At 73.7% G+C, this 16,055-nt stretch carries 13 protein-coding genes; 5 read left to right on the forward strand and 8 right to left on the reverse strand.

Features of this window, described 5'->3' with window-relative positions:
• The first annotated feature begins 42 nt into the window (after nucleotides 1–42).
• The 3 genes from ABZ842_RS04840 to ABZ842_RS04850 all read left to right on the forward strand — a co-directional run bounded on the left by ABZ842_RS04840 (nucleotide 43) and on the right by ABZ842_RS04850 (nucleotide 3,491).
• Complete coding sequence (locus ABZ842_RS04840) at nucleotides 43–1,188, forward strand: GNAT family N-acetyltransferase (protein WP_361531625.1); 1,146 nt, start codon at nucleotides 43–45, stop codon at nucleotides 1,186–1,188.
• 114 nt (nucleotides 1,189–1,302) lie between these two features.
• Entirely contained in the window at nucleotides 1,303–2,676 is a 1,374-nt protein-coding gene (locus ABZ842_RS04845) for a glycosyltransferase (protein ID WP_361531628.1), read from the forward strand.
• Complete coding sequence (locus ABZ842_RS04850; protein ID WP_361531631.1) at nucleotides 2,673–3,491, forward strand: polysaccharide deacetylase family protein; 819 nt, start codon at nucleotides 2,673–2,675, stop codon at nucleotides 3,489–3,491. Before ABZ842_RS04845 ends, ABZ842_RS04850 begins: the two co-directional genes overlap by 4 nt.
• A gap of 548 nt (nucleotides 3,492–4,039) precedes the next feature.
• Here ABZ842_RS04850 and ABZ842_RS04855 read toward each other — a convergent pair.
• The 8 genes from ABZ842_RS04855 to ABZ842_RS04890 form a co-directional block, all read right to left on the reverse strand.
• Nucleotides 4,040–4,840, reverse strand: a complete 801-nt coding sequence (locus ABZ842_RS04855; RefSeq protein ID WP_361531634.1) for a DJ-1/PfpI family protein — start codon at nucleotides 4,838–4,840, stop codon at nucleotides 4,040–4,042.
• The gene (locus ABZ842_RS04860) at nucleotides 4,837–5,853 is read right to left on the reverse strand and encodes a DJ-1/PfpI family protein (RefSeq protein WP_361531637.1); all 1,017 of its coding nucleotides are present in this window, start codon (nucleotides 5,851–5,853) and stop codon (nucleotides 4,837–4,839) included. The genes ABZ842_RS04855 and ABZ842_RS04860 overlap by 4 nt, the downstream gene beginning before the upstream one ends.
• 41 nt (nucleotides 5,854–5,894) lie before the next feature.
• Nucleotides 5,895–6,983 carry a glycosyl hydrolase gene (locus ABZ842_RS04865; RefSeq protein ID WP_361531640.1) on the reverse strand — a complete coding sequence of 363 codons (1,089 nt, stop codon included), beginning with the start codon at nucleotides 6,981–6,983 and terminating at the stop codon, nucleotides 5,895–5,897.
• Nucleotides 6,984–7,003: 20 nt separating this feature from the next.
• Nucleotides 7,004–7,471: a hypothetical protein gene (locus tag ABZ842_RS04870; protein ID WP_361531643.1), complete on the reverse strand. Its 468-nt coding sequence runs from the start codon at nucleotides 7,469–7,471 to the stop codon at nucleotides 7,004–7,006.
• Entirely contained in the window at nucleotides 7,468–9,453 is a 1,986-nt protein-coding gene (locus ABZ842_RS04875) for a glycosyltransferase (protein WP_361531646.1), read from the reverse strand. Before ABZ842_RS04875 ends, ABZ842_RS04870 begins: the two co-directional genes overlap by 4 nt.
• Nucleotides 9,454–9,581: 128 nt before the next feature.
• The gene (locus tag ABZ842_RS04880) at nucleotides 9,582–11,861 is read right to left on the reverse strand and encodes an oligosaccharide flippase family protein (RefSeq protein ID WP_361531844.1); all 2,280 of its coding nucleotides are present in this window, start codon (nucleotides 11,859–11,861) and stop codon (nucleotides 9,582–9,584) included.
• Between the two features lie 25 nt (nucleotides 11,862–11,886).
• Nucleotides 11,887–13,131, reverse strand: a complete 1,245-nt coding sequence (locus ABZ842_RS04885) for a DegT/DnrJ/EryC1/StrS family aminotransferase (RefSeq protein ID WP_361531847.1) — start codon at nucleotides 13,129–13,131, stop codon at nucleotides 11,887–11,889.
• 177 nt (nucleotides 13,132–13,308) lie between these two features.
• Complete coding sequence (locus tag ABZ842_RS04890; protein ID WP_361531649.1) at nucleotides 13,309–14,226, reverse strand: RNA polymerase sigma factor SigF; 918 nt, start codon at nucleotides 14,224–14,226, stop codon at nucleotides 13,309–13,311.
• A gap of 256 nt (nucleotides 14,227–14,482) precedes the next feature.
• Here ABZ842_RS04890 and ABZ842_RS04895 point away from each other — a divergent pair, with 256 nt between their 5' ends.
• Entirely contained in the window at nucleotides 14,483–14,854 is a 372-nt protein-coding gene (locus ABZ842_RS04895; RefSeq protein WP_361531652.1) for an STAS domain-containing protein, read from the forward strand.
• A 263-nt stretch (nucleotides 14,855–15,117) separates the two neighbouring features.
• Entirely contained in the window at nucleotides 15,118–15,636 is a 519-nt protein-coding gene (locus ABZ842_RS04900; protein WP_361531655.1) for an ATP-binding protein, read from the forward strand.
• The last annotated feature ends 419 nt before the right edge of the window (nucleotides 15,637–16,055 follow it).

The following is a 16,055-nucleotide window of genomic DNA, read 5'->3' on the forward strand; positions in this document are numbered from 1 at the left end:
TCCTGTCCCGGGGAATTCACGGGGAGGACCGGGGGGTCTGCGATGAGCCTTGTACGCACCAGTGGCGCGCCCGACGGCGGCGCCGCCGTCCGGGGCGTGCGGGTCCAGCTCGTGACCCCCGCCGAGCTGGGCCGTTCCGAGGTCGAGCGCTGGCGCGCGCTGCGCGCGGCGCACGCCGCGGCCGGCGGCGCCGCGAGCCCCTTCATGGAGCCCGAGTTCACCCTGGCCGCGGGCCGGGCCCGGCCCGCCGCAAGAGTGGCGGTTGTGTGGAGGGACGGCGAAGCGGTCGGCTTCTTCCCCTTCGAACGCGGTCCGCTCGGCCGGGGCCGGGCGATCGGCCTCGGCGTCTCCGACTGCCAGGGCGCGATTCTCGCGCCCGGCGTCGAAGCCGAGATCACCGCGCGCGAGTTGTTGTCCGCATGTGCGCTCACCACATGGGAATTCGACAACCTCGAAGACGGTCAAACCCTTTTCGCCGGATCGGCCACCGAGGAGTTCGAATCACCGGTGATGGACCTCGCCGACGGATTCGCCACGTACGAGGACCAGCTGCTCCGCCGCTCCCCGAAGTTCCTGAAGTCCACCCGCGCCAAGGAACGCCGACTGGGCCGACGGGTGGGCGACGTGCGGTTCGTCTTCGACGAGCGGGACCCGGCGGCGCTGCGCACGCTGATGGAGTGGAAGTCGGCGCAGTACCGGCGCACCAACCGGGGCGACCGGTTCGCCAGCGACTGGATCGCCGGTCTCGTGCGCGATCTGCACGCGGGCGACGACCCGGACTGCACCGGGGTGCTGTCCGTGCTGTACGCGGGCGGGCAGCCGGTCTCCGCGCACTTCGGACTGCGCTCGCGGACCGTCCTCGCCTGCTGGTTCCCGGCGTACGACACCGACTTCGCCCGGTACTCGCCCGGTCTGGTGCTCCATCTGCGGATGGCCGAGGCGGCTGCCGCGGCCGGGATCACCACCTTCGACCTGGGGCAGGGGCCCGCCGTGTACAAGGACGCGTTCAAGACCGGTGCGCTGCGGGTCTTCGCGGGCGCGGCGACGCGTCCGGGGCCGGGGGCGGTGGTGTCGTGGCTGAGCCGGGAGCCGTCGCGCATGGCGCACGGGTACGTACGGTCCCGGCCCCGGCTGGCCGGATTCGCCCAGCAGGCGCTGATCCGCGTGGCCAAACTCCGCGGCCACTGAACGCCCGAGCGGGCCCGGCCTCCCGGAGAGACGGCCCCGCCCCGCAAGCAGCGCGGACCGCGCACCGCACCGCGCGACCACCAGCGCGGAACACGCACCGAGGAAGACGCATCCATGAGCACGCAGCAGCCGAATCCCCCCGACTCCGCGGGGCGCGCGGGGACCCTCACACCGCTCCGGGTCGCCCAACTCGACCTGGCCGGCCCCGACGGCGAAGTCCTGTCCTTCGGCCCCGCCCTGCCGCCCGCCGCGTCGATCGAGGGCGGCGACGTCTACGCGCTGGTGCGGCTGCGGGGCCGCCCGGTCGGCACCGTCGTGTGCCGCGTGCCACCGGGCAAGTGCGCCGCGGACGCGGTCGCCACCGAGGCGCGGGCGCTGCTGGCCCGTACCGGAGTCCCCGCCGAGCACGCCCCGGGACCCGCGCCCGCGTCCGCCGACGCGACGCCCGCCTCCGCCCCGCGCACCAGCGTCGTCGTCGCCACCCGCGAACGCGCCGACCAACTCGCCCGCGCGTTGGACTCCCTGCTCGCCCAGGACCACCCGGACTTCGAAGTCGTCGTCGTCGACAACGCCCCCGCCACCGACGCCACCCGGGACCTGATCGCCGGCAGCTACGCCGACCGGGGCGTGCGCTACGTGCACGAGCCCGTGCCCGGCCTCGCCGTCGCGCACAACAGGGGCGTCGCCGCCGCGGACGGCGAAGTCGTCGCCTTCACCGACGACGACGTCGTGGCCGACCCGAACTGGCTCACCGCGCTGACCCGGCCGTTCGCCACCGACCCGGGCCTGGGCTGCACCACCGGCCTGATCCTGCCCGCCCGCCTCGGCACGCCCGCCCAGATCCTGCTGGAGAGCCACGGCGGCTTCGCGAAGGGCTTCGCGCCCAAGACGTACGACCCGCACCACCCGCCCGCCGACGAGCCGCTGTTCCCCTTCACCGCGGGCAGCTTCGGCTCCGGCGCGAACATGGCCTTCCGCGCCGCGGCCCTGCGCGCCGCCGGCGGCTTCGACCCGGCCACCGGCACCGGCACGCCCGCCCGCGGCGGCGACGACCTGTACGCGTTCGTGCGCGTGCTCACCGCCGGCCACCGGCTGCGCTACTGCCCCGACGCCCTGGTGTGGCACCACCACCGCGAGACCTGGCGGGACCTGGAGAACCAGGCGTACGGATACGGCGCCGGGCTCACCGCGTACCTCACCGCCCTGTTGGTGCGCCGGCCCGCCCTGCTCCCCGCGCTGCTGCGCAAGCTGCCGCGCGGCCTCGCCCACGCGCGCGCCATCACCGCGCACCGGGACTCGGCGGGCGCGGCCGTGCCCGGTGCGCACGGCGCGCAGGACCACCCGTGGCCCCGCCGGCTGTCGCGGCTGGAGCGGCGCGGCATGCTCGCCGGCCCCGTCGGATACGTCAGGGCGCGCCGCAAGGCCCGCGGGGTGCGCCCGCCGTGGGAGCCGGCGGGGCGCACCCCGAGCGAGGGGCGGCAGCCGTGACGGAACGACCTGACCGGGGCGCGCCCGAGCCCGTGCCCGTACTGCTGTACCACGGGGTCACGGACGACCCGCCGGCCTGGATCGCCGAGTTCAGCGTCACCCCGAAGGACTTCGCGGCGCACCTCGACGCGATCGTGGCCAGCGGGCGCACCGCGGTGCCGATCAGCACGCTCGTCGCCCATCTGACGCACGGCGCGCCGCTGCCCCCGCGACCGGTGGTGATCACCTTCGACGACGGCTTCGCGGACCTGCCCGGCCCCACCGCCGACGCGCTCGCCGAGCGGGCCCTGCCGTCCACCGCGTACCTGACGACCGGCGCGATCACCCCCGGCCGGCGCAGCCTGCTGCCGCCCGCGCCGATGATGACGCTCGCCCAGGTGCCACAGTTGGAGCAGCGCGGCATGGAGATCGGCACCCACACCGTCACCCACGCCCAACTGGACACCCTGGGCGGGCACGCCCTGGCACGGGAGCTGCGCGAACCCAAGGACGTACTGGAGGACGTCCTCGGGCACGAGGTGACCCACCTCGCCTATCCGCACGGCTACAACAGCGGACGGGTGCGCCGGGCGGCGCTGGACGCGGGGTACGCCTCCGCCGTCGCGGTGCGGCACGCGCTCAGCTCCCAGCGGGACGAGTCGTACCGGATCGCCCGGCTGATCGTGCGCCGTACGCACACGGTGGCGGACGTGACGCAGTGGATGGCGGGCCGGGGCGCGCGCACGGCGCCGTACCGCGACTCCCTACCAACGGTCGGCTGGCGCTGGTACCGCCGCGCCCGCGCCGCGGTAAGGGGCCCGGTCTTCGCGGGCTGACCACGCGCTCCCCTGCGGGTAGCCGTTGCCGGGGCGGGCGCGCCAGCGCCGCGATGGCTGTGCGGTGATGGCGTCTGCGACCCGTCTGCGGCTTGTCGCGCAGTTCCCCGCGCCCCTGTGCCCCTGTGCCCCTGTGCCCTGCGGCATGGGGGGCACCCCCAGCGCCTCTGTTTGCTCACCTTGGCGGTCACCTGCGGCCCGGTGGTGGGCTGTTCGCGCAGTTCCCCGCGCCCCTAAAAACCTCCACCCCCAGCCCGCAGGCGAATGACGGGGGCAGCGAAGCAGGGGCGCGGGGAACTGCGCGACAAGCCCACCACCGGCCGGTAGAGACCAATGCTCCTGGCATGGCTACGGCGGTGGTGTCTGGGGCGCTGGGCCCAGGCCCCTGGGCGTAGGGGGGAACTGCGCGAACAGCCACAGACGGGCCGCAGAGACCAACGCCCCGCAGGGAAACCGCGGCCAGGTCCAGACGCACAGGGGCGCGCGGGACTGCGCGACAAGCCCACCACCAAGTCGCAGAGACCATCGTCCCCGCAGGGAAACGGCGGCTACGTCTGCGAGTCCGCCAGCAACCGCAGTGCCAGCGCCTTGCGCTGCTCGTCCGCCTCCGCCGCGTTGCCCGCGTCGAAGGGCGGCCGGGGGTCGTACTCCAGGGCGAGTTGGATCGCCTCCGCCGTGGTGTCGTCGGCGAGCAGGGACGCCAGGTACAGGGACATGTCGAGACCGGCGGAGACCCCCGCGGCGGTGACGATCCGGCCGGAGCGGACGTAGCGCTCGGGCCGGTACGTCACGTCGAACGTGGCCTCCAAGTACGGCGCGGACGCCCAGTACGTCGTGGCCGCCCGCCCGTCCAGCAGCCCGGCCGCCGCGAGCACCAGGCTCCCCGTGCAGACCGAGGTCGTGAAGCGGCTGGTGCGGTGCATGCGGCGGATGAAGTCGAGCAGCGCGCGGTCGTTCATGGCGGCGACCGTGCCCCGGTTGCCCGCGCCGGGCACCACCAGCACGTCGAGCCGGTCCACCTCGGACAGCGCCCGTTCCGCCATCACGCGGACGTCGCCGGTGTCGGTGCGGACCGGCCCCCGGCGCGCGGCGACCATCGTCACGTCGGCGCCGGGCAGCCGGGACAGGACCTCGGCCGGGCCCGTCGGGTCCAGCAGGCTGTAGCCGTCGTACAGCACGATGCCCACCCGGGGGCCCGAGGTGCGCCGCTTCCCGGGGCGTTCGGCGGCCGACGCCCGCGGCGCGCCCACGGCCGCGAGCGCCGCGCCTGCGCCCGCGCCCACGGTCGTACGGATCAGGGTCCGACGGGAGGCCGCCGGACGAGGTGCTGGTGCTGGTGTCGTCGTCATGCCTCCGGAGTCTCGACACCCGGCGGCGCCTTCGCCGCGGGCATGTCCGGCATCCTGCGGATCGTGTCCCCGCTCGTGCCGTAGCGGTCGACGAACGCCTGCCGCAGCGTCTGCGTCGAACGGAACCCGCAGCGCCGGGCGACCGCGGCGAGGGAGAGCCGCGACGAGCGCACCAGGTGCGCGGCGGCCTCCGTCCGCGCGGCCCGCACCGCCCGCGCCGGAGTCGTCCCCGCGTGCGCCGCGAACAGCCGGGTCAGATGGCGGGTGCTCACCCCGGCGCGGGCCGCGAGCGCGCCCGGGCTGAGGTCCGCGGTGAGGTGGCCGGCGACGTACGCCATGAGGTCGCCGACCGCGCGGCTGCCGGACGGCGGGGCCGACAGGTACACGCTGATCTGCGCCTGGTCGGCGGGGCGGTGCAGATGGGTCACCAGCTCCCGGGCCACCGCCCGGGCCAGTGACGCGCCGTGGTCCTCCTCGATCAGCGAGAGCGTGAGGTCGAGGGCGCTGGTGACGCCGGCGGAGGTGTAGACGTTGCCGTCCCTGACGTACAGCGGCGCGACGTCGACGGCGACGTCGGGGTGCCGGGCCGCCAGCCCCTCCCCGTACCCCCAGTGCGTGGTGGCCCGACGGCCGTCCAGCAGCCCGGCGGCGGCGAGCACGGAGGCGCCGGTGCAGACGGAGGCCACCCGCCGGCTGCGCTCCGCCAGCCGCACCACCTGGGCCAGCAGCAGCGGATCGGCCGCCGCGCCCTCCGAGCCCGCGCCGCCGACCACCATCAGCGTGTCGAGCCGACCCGTGACGCCCTCCAGCCGCCGGCCCGCACCGAGCACGATCCCGGTCGAGCTGCGCACGGCCCGGCGCCCCAGGGTGCCGAGTTCGATGGCGTACGGAGGGTCGGCGCCGTACCGGTTGGCGATGTCCAGCGCCCCGCTGGGGCAGGCGATGTCGAGGATCTGCGCGTCGTCGTAGGCGACGAGGAGCACCCGTCGCGCCTTCTTCTCCGAACGGTCCATGCCGTGATGCCATCACGCCGCGCACGGGTCCAAGACCGCGGTCACCAGGGCCGGTTCTGCTGGAAGAAGGGGTCCGCCACCGCCTTGCGCAGGGCGCGCCACGACGACTCCCGGGCGAGGGAGAGGTCGCAGTACGGGCCGGGGTCGCGCCAGTTCCACTGGAGGGCGGCGTGCACCCCGTCCAACTTCTTCACCACCCGCGGCACCTCCTCGTACCACTCGGCCTGCCGCTCGGGCCGGTCCGGGTCGTCCGCGGAGCCGAACTCGGCGAGCATCAGCGGCTTGTCGGCGGAGAGGTTCCGCCGGACCCACTCGTGCACACCCTCCTGGGTCCGCGCGAAGCTCTCCCACTCGGTGTCGTGGCAGCGGTAGTAGTTGTAGCGGTCGTACGCGATCCAGTCGACGTACGCGTCCCCCGGGTACAGCTTCGGGAACAGCTCGTTGTTGCCCGGGTAGCCGGTGATCGTCCACGTCCACACCACGTTGGTGACGCCCAGCTCCCGGAACCGGTCGTGGACGTGGCGCCAGGCGGCGACGAACTCCTGCGGCGTACCGGACGCGGGCACCCGCGTGTCCATCTCCAGGTCGAAGGAGAGGAAGAGCTTCCTGCCGTACTCCTTGATCCGCCGCGCCTGGACGTCGATCACGGTGGAGTCCAGGGCGCCGGAGGAGATCTGCGTCCAGCGCGGCTGCTGCTCGGCAGTGCCGCCCCACCACTTGCTCTCCCACGACAGCAGCAGCATCCGCTCCCGGCCGACCTTCCGCTCCTGCTCGGTGACGAGTTGGCCTTCGAGCCCGTCGGTGGACATGTCGTGGTACGCGTACACGATGTCCAGCTTGCGGCCCAGCCGCTTCTCGTACGCGAGTACCTTCTCCTCCAGGTCCGGCTTGTCGTGCCGCACATAGGCGCCGAACCAGGCGCCGCACGGCGGCACCAGGAGGTCCGTCACGCGGCACTCGGGGGAGTCGGCGGGCGGTCGGGCGTCGTCGGGCGGTGCGGTCTCCCGGCCGAGCGCCAGCGCGCCGGCGAGCAGTGCGCCGACGAGCAGTGCGCCGACGAGTGCGGTGGCCCGCAGCCCCCGCCGCACGGCGCGGGAGCTGCGGGGGGCGGCGGGTACGGGGGAGGGCATGGAGGTTCAGCCTCCTTCGATCACCCCCTGCGGGGTGGTGGTGCGGAGTGTTGGGGTCCCTCGTAGCGATGCTTCCCCGCCGGCAGCTGAGGACAGCACGCGGCGGCCACCGTCACCCCCACGAGGAGCACCAACAGGCCCGTGCCGCTCAGGGACTTCACCGCGATCAGCGCCGTCGCACCCAGCACGGCCAGGCTGAAGCTGAGGAAGACGGCGAGCACCGTGGCCTCCAGCCGGTCGGAGTCCCGGCCGAAGTGCGGGTCCCAGTCCTCGACCGGGCCGACCGCGGGGTGCCGGCCCAGGCGCGGCGCACAGACCCGCAGCACGGCCGCGCCCGGCCCGACGAGCAGGAAGAGCACCACCGGGAGCCACCGCAGCGGGTTGCCGTCGGGCAGCGGGGTCGCGAGGAGCGCGAGCGCGCCGCCGGCGGGCGGGGCCCAGCGCAGCGCCGTCGTACGGCGCGAAGGGGGCTGCTGCTCGGAACTCATGACGTCCTCCCCGCGGAGCTCTTCAGCCGGTAGACGACGCCCGCTCCGTTGCTCGCCACCTTCTCGAACAGCGGCGAGGCCGCCACGTCCTTCTCGATGTTGCGCATCTGCTCTCCCGTGAGCAGCCCGTTCATCTCCGAGTTCGCCACCTGGGCCCGGGTGTAGAGGAAGTACGCCTCGCCCGGCGGCTCCACCGCCGACATGTCGCTGGCGAGGACCTTCGCCGGGTCCGCCACGATCTCGTCGACGTGGACCTTCGAGTCGTCCAGGAACCAGTAGTGGTCGACGTCCCAGTACCGGTCGTAGGCGGCCGGGTAGTTGCGGTGCGGTGCGACGACCAGGGAGCCTTCCGGCGCCGTGCTCAACAGCCCCTTGACCAGGTCCACCTCGTCGGGCGGGAAGTAGCTGAGCCGGTCCTTGCCCGAGTAGCTGGGGACGAACAGGGCGGTGAGCACGGTCAGGACGACGGCGGGGGCGAGGCCGTACCGGAAGCCGGTGGCGAGCCGCGGCCAACGGTCCGTCGCAGTCGCTGCCGTTGCTGCCGTTGCGGACTTGGGGTCCGCGGGCTTCGGCAGCAGCGCCGCGGCGGCGAAGAAGCTGAGGAACGGCAGCATGAACATCAGCACCCGGAAGACCATTTCGCTGCCGTACCCGTTCGCCACCGCCATCAGCGGCGGCACCGCGGCGAGCAGCAGCAGCGGCCGGGCGCGCAGCCGCAGCGCCTTCCCGCCGCGCACCGCGCCGACCGCGGCCAACAGCACCACCAGCGCCGACAGGAGCCGCGCCGCCCAGGACGCGAACAGCGCGCCGGTGCCGGTGGGCACCGCGCCGTAGCCCCGCTCCAGATTGCTCCCCAGGTCGCCGAAGGTCCTGATCATGTCGGGCACCGCCTCCTTGAGGAACGGCAGCGACGCGGTCAGGTTCCAGGCGGCGAACACCAGCACGAGGACGATCGGCAGCGTCCAGTCCCGGTAGCGCCGCATCAGGCACAGCGCGGCCAGGCTCACCACCAGCATCACGGGGGTGAGCTGGTGCGAGACGACGATCGCTGCGATCAGCGGCACCAGCACCGCCGTCCACAGCACCTGCCGGGCCCGCCGGCCCGGCGCCGGCGCCTCCGCGCGGCGCAGCGCGACCGCGAGGACGCCCAGGTAGAGCATGAACGCCGACGACTGCGGCGAGAAGTAGTCCTGGCCGACCCAGTTCGCGGCGCAGAAGATCCACACCGCGGTCCAGATCAGCCGGCGGTCCTGGGTGAAGGTGCGGAAGAGCAGCAGCAGCGGCAGGAGCAGCAGCAGGCTGGAGAGCAGCGGCCACCAGGCCATGAATGCCAGCGCGTTCTCGGCGCCGGTCAGCTCCACCAGCGCCGCCTGCGCCGCGAAGAACCCGGGCCACTGGTCGTACACGGCCATGTCGCCCAACTCGGCGCCGCGCTGGAGCCGACCGGCGTCGATCAGGTGCTCGATGACGGCGTCGTGCTTCCACGCCCAGGCGTACAGCGGGGTGGGGTAGACGACGGCCTGGGTGGCGCGCTCCATCACCAACAGGCCGACGGTGTACGCCAGGGGCCACCAGTGGCTGCGCCGCGGGTCGCGGGCGCAGTGCCAGAACCCGCCGGTCAGGACCAGCAGGGCGAGCCAGAAGACCACCGGGAGTTCGGCGGTGAGCCCGAAGTCCGTGAGGTCGGAGACGTCGGTGGTGGCGACGGCGACGGCCCACAGCAGCAGCGCGAGGACCAGCGGTGCGGCCAGGGCGACGAGCGTCCGCCGGTCGTACGCGGCCGGGCCGTGGGCCCGGCCGGGCGCGCGACGGTCGGCGCGCGGCCCGGGCGCCGCCGCACCCTCGGGTGAGCCGGCACCGGCACGCAGACCCGAGACGTCGAGGCCCATGGTGGGCCGGTCCACGCCGGTGGCCGCCGCGTCCGGGTCGGGTCGACCGGGCGGCGGCACGGGTCTGCCGGAATCGGTGGCTGGTCGTCGCACGGTTCACCTCGGGTGGCTCAGGGCGTTCGGATCGTTCGGCGGTTCTTCAGCAGTCTTCGGTGGTTCTTCGGCGGCTTTGCGGCGGCTTTCGGCGAGGCAGCGGCGGGCCCTTCAGCGGCGCCCCGCGCTCACCTTCGCCTTCGCTTGCCCGTCGGGCGCGAAGGGCCGGGCCGACGCGACGGACGGGACGGACGTGACGGGTGCGATGGGCTTGCTGGGTGTGACGGGGTGGTCAGTTCGGACGGGTTCGATCGCGCCGGCCGCCACAGCGCCAGCCCCACCGCCACCGCCGTCAAGGCGAGCTGGAGCGGCAGCGCGTACGGCGCCAGCGGCCGTTGGAGGGCCCAGCCCAGGACCGCGAGGACCCACAGCGCCCCCCACTGCGCCGGCACCGGAAGCCCCAGCGTCCGGGCGATCGCCAACACCGCGAGCAGCGCGAGCAGCTGGCACGCGGTCGGCAGCCAGCGCAGCAGCGGATCGGCGCCCTCCCACCCGGCCGCCGACGCGAGGAAGCGGGCCAGCGTCTCGTACCAGCCGCCCTCCACCGGCTCCGGCTCCCAGCCGAGCACGACCGGCGCGGTGTGCAGCGCGGCGAACGTGACCAGCATCCCGGCCGCGAGCAGCCCGGCGCGCGGGCGCAGCAGCGACAGCGCCGCGCTCTGCACCACGATCAGCAGCACCACCGCCGTCACCGTCACCGGCGGCAGCGCCTTCAGCAACTCCTTGCCGGACAGCACGTCCAGCGCGAGGTCCGGCGCGGACAGCAGCGGCCCCCAGAACAGGACCGCGGCCAGCCCCAGCAGCCCCCACAGCGCCAGCGCGATCCGCCGCTCCACCACGTCGCCCGCGGTCGAGCCGCCGGCCCGCGGCTGCGGTTGGCGCTCGGGCGGCACGAAGACCGGTATGCCGTACGCCGGCGTCGCCGTGTCGTGCCCGCTCCACACGTACGCGGGCGCGGGGCTGGTGTACTCCTGCTCGTGGCGGGCGAGCCGCTCCCGCCGCTCGGCCGCCCGACGGGCCCGGTCCGCTTCGCGCGGGGTCTCCTGCTTCGTCGCCCTGCGGGCCGTCAGCCGCGCCCACAGCTTGGACGGCTTCGGGTCCCTGCCGGCGAGCGCGGCCCGCAGCCCCGGCGCGGACGCCAGCGCCATCACCGTCATCGACAGCACCATCGCCCAGCCCGCGCCGGAGATCCCGGTCGGCCCCAGCAACAGCGCGGCGCTGCCCAGCACCAGGGCGCACATCGCGCTCTGGACGACGGCGAGCGCACCCGTGCGCCCCTGCACCCGCAGCACGGCGAGGTACAGCTCCACCGCGACCCGCGGCAGCGCCGCCGCGGCCAGCAGCCGCAGCACGGTGGTGCCGTTCTCCGCGTACGCGGCGCCGAACGGCGCGAGGATCAGCGGGGCGAACAGCACCAGCACCAGCACCACCGGCACCAGCAGCAGCGTCATCCGCCGCAGCGCCCCGCGCACCCCGGCGGCCAGGGTCTCCGGGCTGTGCGAGGCGTGCGCGGTCAGCGAGGCGGCCATGTTGATGGCCATGACCTCCATCGTCGCGCCGACGGTGTACGCGATGTAGAAGTAGCCGTTGTCGGCGGCGTCGAAGCGGACGGCGACCATCACCGGCAGCAGGTTGACCATCGCCAGCGTGAACAGCGAGCCCACCGAGTCGCCGGCGAGGAACCGCACGATCTCCCGCAGCCGCGGCGGCTCGCGGTCCCGGTCGGCGGCGGCCTGTTGGGGGATCAGCCGGCGGAAGACGAGCCAGCCGAGCGGCACCACGGAGAGCGCGATCGCCGCCGCCCAGGACACGAAGACGCCCAGCACCGGCAGCGCCGTCGCGAAGGCGGCGAGCAGCAGCAGCTTGGCGATCGAGAAGACGGCGTTGCCGACGGGCACCCAGAACGCCCGCCGCAGCCCGGTCAGCACCCCGTCCTGGAGGGTCAGCAGCGCCCAACTCACGCAGGCGGTCACGAAGCACACCCCGGGCCAGAAGCCGGCGAGCGGTTCGTACGAGTCGCCCCACAGCGGCAGGGTGAAGAGGAAGCCGACCGAGACGACCGTGACCACCACGGAGCTGGTGAGGTACGTGCGCCACACCAGCGGACCGGTGCGGCGGCCGGCCCGGGGCACGTAACGCACCACCGCGCCGGTCATCGTGGTCGCGGTGACGGAGGCCAGCAGCCGCATCGCGGCGATCGCGGCCGAGCCCTCGCCGACCGCTTCCTGGGTGTAGTAGCGGGCGGCCACCAGCCAGTAGCCGAGGCCGAGCGCGGCGGAGACGCCCGTGGAGAGCATCAGCGCGTACGCGTTGCGGAAGAGGGAGTCACCGGAGTCGGACCCCGCGCCCTCCTCCCCGGCCGGCTCGGGCGCCGGCTCCGGGCGCCCCGCGGCGGCGGATTCGGGCAGGGCGCGCAGTTTGGTGGTGTCGACGTCAGACACGGGGCTCGCCGTAGGGGTGCGCCCGCAGTCGTACGGTCTCGTCGACCGCGGGTGCGCCCGCCGCGCCCGTGCGCCGCCCGGGCCGTGTCCCCGTCGTGAACGGGGGCGCCGGCGCCACCGCGCCCCGCTCCAGCACGGCGAGTATTCGTTCCGCCTTGAGCGGGTCGGCGGGCAGCGCGTGCCGGGCGAAGTAGCGGGCGGCGTCCGGCGAAGGCGATGCGTCGGTGAACCACTCGCCGGCGTAGTCGTCCAGCGGCGGGTCGTAGAGGTAGCCGGTGACGATCCGCTCCGCGGCGAGCAGGGCGATCGCCGCGTCCCGGTCGGCCACCAGCAACGGCACCCGGAACAGCGGCTGTACGGGACCGGGGCGCGGCACGGCCCAGCGCGAGGCCAACAGCTTCGCGGTGCCGGCGCGGTGCGCGGCCAGCCGGTCGTCGAGCCGGGCCATCTTGCGCTCGGTCCGCCGCAGCCGCACCCCGCCGGGCCGCATGCGGTAGTCGTGCATGTCCACCCGGATCCAGGAGTCGAAGTCGACGAGGGCCTGAGGGGAGCCCGCGGCCGTCATCGCCCGCCGCAGTTCGCCCACCCGCAGCGACTGGCGGATGTCGGTCCGGTCCAGCAGCCCGAGCAGCCGCACCGCGGCGCGCGCCGCCGCCGTCAACCGCAGTCCCCTGACGCCGGCTTCAGCATACGGGCGGACCCCGTACGCCAGTTCCGAGACCGGACTTCCGGGCCCGAGCAGCTCGTCCCGGGCCCGCTCCAGGGGGCGGCGCAGCGCCGGGTCGGCGAAGGCGAGGACGCCGCCCGTCCCGGCGTCGGGCAGCTTGGAGAGGCTGAAGACGGACGCCTCGCCGAAGGTGCCGACGAGCCGCCCTTCGACTTCGCTGCCGAGCGCGTGCGCCACGTCCTCGATCAGCGGGATGCCCAGCAGGTGGCAACGGGAGCGCAGTTCGGGGGCGGGGTCGGGGTTCCCGTACAGATTGACCGTCAGTACGGCGGACAGCCCGTGCCACACGGACTCGGGCACGGCGGCGACGTCGATGGAGCCGTCCTCGGGGCGCAGCGGCGCCTGCACCGGGCGCAGCCCGGCCGCGAGCACGACGAAGAAGATGACGTCGTCGTTGACCGGCGACATCAGCACCCGCCCGCCCGGGCGGCACCAGTGCCGCAGCGCCAGGTACATGGCGAGCCGACACGACGGCACGTACAGACAGTCCCGGCCCAGCCGTTCGCGCATCAGCCCTTCCAGCGCTGCGTACGCGGACGTCGACCGGCCTTCCCCAAGGCCCATTTGCGTCCCCCCAGAAAACCCCCGCCCCCAAATGTGGACCTAACCGGACTCCGCCGTCAATCACGACCGAGGGCCCGCCCCCTTGCAGGGGCGGGCCCTCGGCCATGTGTGTGCGACGCCGGGTCACTCCTCCAGCGTCAGCCCTTTTCGCAGCCTGACGAGGGTGCGGGAGAGCAGCCGGGAGACGTGCATCTGGGAGATGCCGAGCTCCTCGCCGATCTCCGACTGGGTCATGTTGGCGACGAAGCGGAGGGAGAGGATCTTGCGGTCCCGCGGCTGGAGGCCGGCGATCAGCGGCTTCAGGGACTCGACGTACTCGATGCCTTCGAGGCCGTGGTCCTCGTAGCCGAGGCGGTCGGCGAGGGCGCCCTCGCTGTCGTCCTCCTCGTGCTGGGCGTCCAGCGAACTCGCGGTGTACGCGTTGCTCGCGGCCATGCCCTCGATGACCTCGTCGCGAGAGAGGCCGAGGTGCTCCGCCAACTCTCCGACCGTGGGGGAGCGGTCGAGGCGCTGGGCGAGTTCGTCGCCGGCCTTCGCGAGGTCGAGCCGCAGCTCCTGGAGGCGGCGCGGCACGCGCACGGACCAACTGGTGTCGCGGAAGAAGCGCTTGATCTCGCCGATGATCGTCGGCATGGCGAAGGTCGGGAACTCGACGCCGCGGCTGAGTTCGAACCGGTCGATCGCCTTGATGAGGCCGATGGTGCCGACCTGGATGATGTCCTCCATCGGCTCGCTGCGGGAGCGGAAGCGGGAGGCGGCGAACTTGACCAGGGCGAGGTTGAGCTCGACGAGGGTGTTGCGGACGTACGCGTACTCGTGCGTGCCCTCCTCCAGCTCCTGGAGCCGGGCGAAGAGGGTCTTCGACAGGGCGCGCGCGTCCAGCGGCGCCACCTCGTCGAAGGGGACCTCGGGAAGGTCGAGGTCCGCGAGGGGGTCGTGCGTCTCGGGGTCGGTCCCGAGGTGGGTCTGGGGGGGTGCCTGCAGTGCCTGTGCCGACGGCGCGGTCGTGGGGGTGCGCGATTCGTCGAGCCGGGGTGACATGGATCTCCTCCGTCGTTCTCGGCATATGGCTGCCGATGCCCATACGTGAGCTCTGGGGGTGAGCGGCGCCTCCAAGCCGGTCGTGGGACGGTCCCGTTGCGGTTCCCTACAAGCCCTACCCGCTTCTCGCGATCGAATGCAAATGCCAATTACGCTATATGTCCGTTTTGTTGTGCTTGTTAGGGGCCGGCCGCATGGCCCGGGAGCACCGGAAGGGCGTAATGTTCGAGGCAAACCACGGCGCGAAGGGACGTGCATGGACGGCGGGACCGCCGCAGGCAGCGTGAACCAGGGCCGCCTTCGGGTCGACGTCAGGACCGAGGGCCGCAGTGCAGTGCTCAAACCGGCGGGTGAGCTCGATCACCACACGGCCGGACTGTTGCAGACGCCCCTCGACGCAGCCCTCGCCGACGGCCGCTCGCGGCTCGTCATCGACTGCTCCCAGCTCGACTTCTGCGACTCCACGGGGCTGAACGTGCTCCTCACGGCCCGGCTCAAAGCCGAGGCCGCCGGCGGCGGCGTCCACCTGGCGGAGATGCAGCCCGTGGTGGCCCGGGTCCTGGAGATCACCGGCGCGGGCGCCGTCTTCACCATGCACGAGACCGTGCAGGCGGCCCTCGACGGCTGAGCCGACGGCCCAGCACTCCCGGGGCGGATCCGCAGCGGATTCCGCTCACGGCGAGGGTGAGTGTTGTCACTGCCACATGGGGCAGGAGAGTTTCCACAGGTCCCGCGCGGAGCGTCGGGCGTCGGGCACTCTGAGTACGGACCGGCGGGCGAGCCCGAGCAGATCCGGACGTGTGAAAAGCGACTGCGTGAGCAGGACTCCATATATGCGGGACACATATGTCACGCACAGGCGATCTGGTGATTCGGTGAGGTGAAGCGCTGATGAGCACCACCCGGCCACAGCCGGGCGACCTCGGTCGTGAGCCGAGCGACGCCCGTGGCAACGGCACCTCGGCCGTGCCGCGCACCGCCGACGCCCCCCAGGGTCCGCCGGGTCCGGTGCGCTGCCTGGCGTTGGCCAGCGCCAGCGGCATCGTGCCGCTCGCCCGGGACTTCACCCGTCAGGCGCTGTACGACTGGGGCTGGCTGCCGGCCGCGACCGCGGACCGCAGGGCCGCGGCGGAGGACGTCCTGCTGGTCGTCTCCGAGTTGGTGACGAACGCGTGCCTGCACGCGGAGGGCCCGGACGAACTCCGGGTCGGCTGCGACGGCAAGGTGCTGCGGCTTGAGGTCACGGACCGCGGCGCTGGCCAGCCGGCCCCCCGCACTCCGCACCGGGCGGGCCGCCCCGGCGGCCACGGCATGTTTATCGTGCAGCGGTTGTGCTTGGACTGGGGGGTGCGGCGGGTGCCGGGTGCTCCGGGCAAGACGGTCTGGGCGGAACTGGCCGCGCCTTCATAAAGCCCGGTCTCCTCCAGGGGCCCGCGCCCCAAGCGCCTCCTCACCCCCTCCCGCAGCGGCCCCCTGGCGCTGGGCCCCAGGCATACCCGCCGTAACCCTGCGGGGTGCGTTGGCCTCTGCGGGTCCGTGGGTGGTTCTCGCGCAGTTCCTCCCCCTGTGCCCTGCGGGCACGGGGGCACCCCCACCTATGCCCAGAGGGCATGGGGGGACCCCCAGCGCCACCTGATTCGCTTCCCCCGTCATTCGTCTGCGGGCTGGGCAGGGGGTTTTAGGGGCGCGGGGAACTGCGCGACAAGCCACCGCCGGGCCGCAGAGGTCAACAAGCCCCGCATTGCTACGGCGGGGGTTTTAGGGGCGCGGGGAACTGCGCGAACAACCACGATGTACCCGCGGACAGCAGCGTTCCCGCAGGGCTATGG

It is taken from the genome of Streptomyces sp. NPDC047315, from assembly GCF_040643215.1.
In the GTDB taxonomy this organism is placed as follows: domain Bacteria; phylum Actinomycetota; class Actinomycetes; order Streptomycetales; family Streptomycetaceae; genus Streptomyces.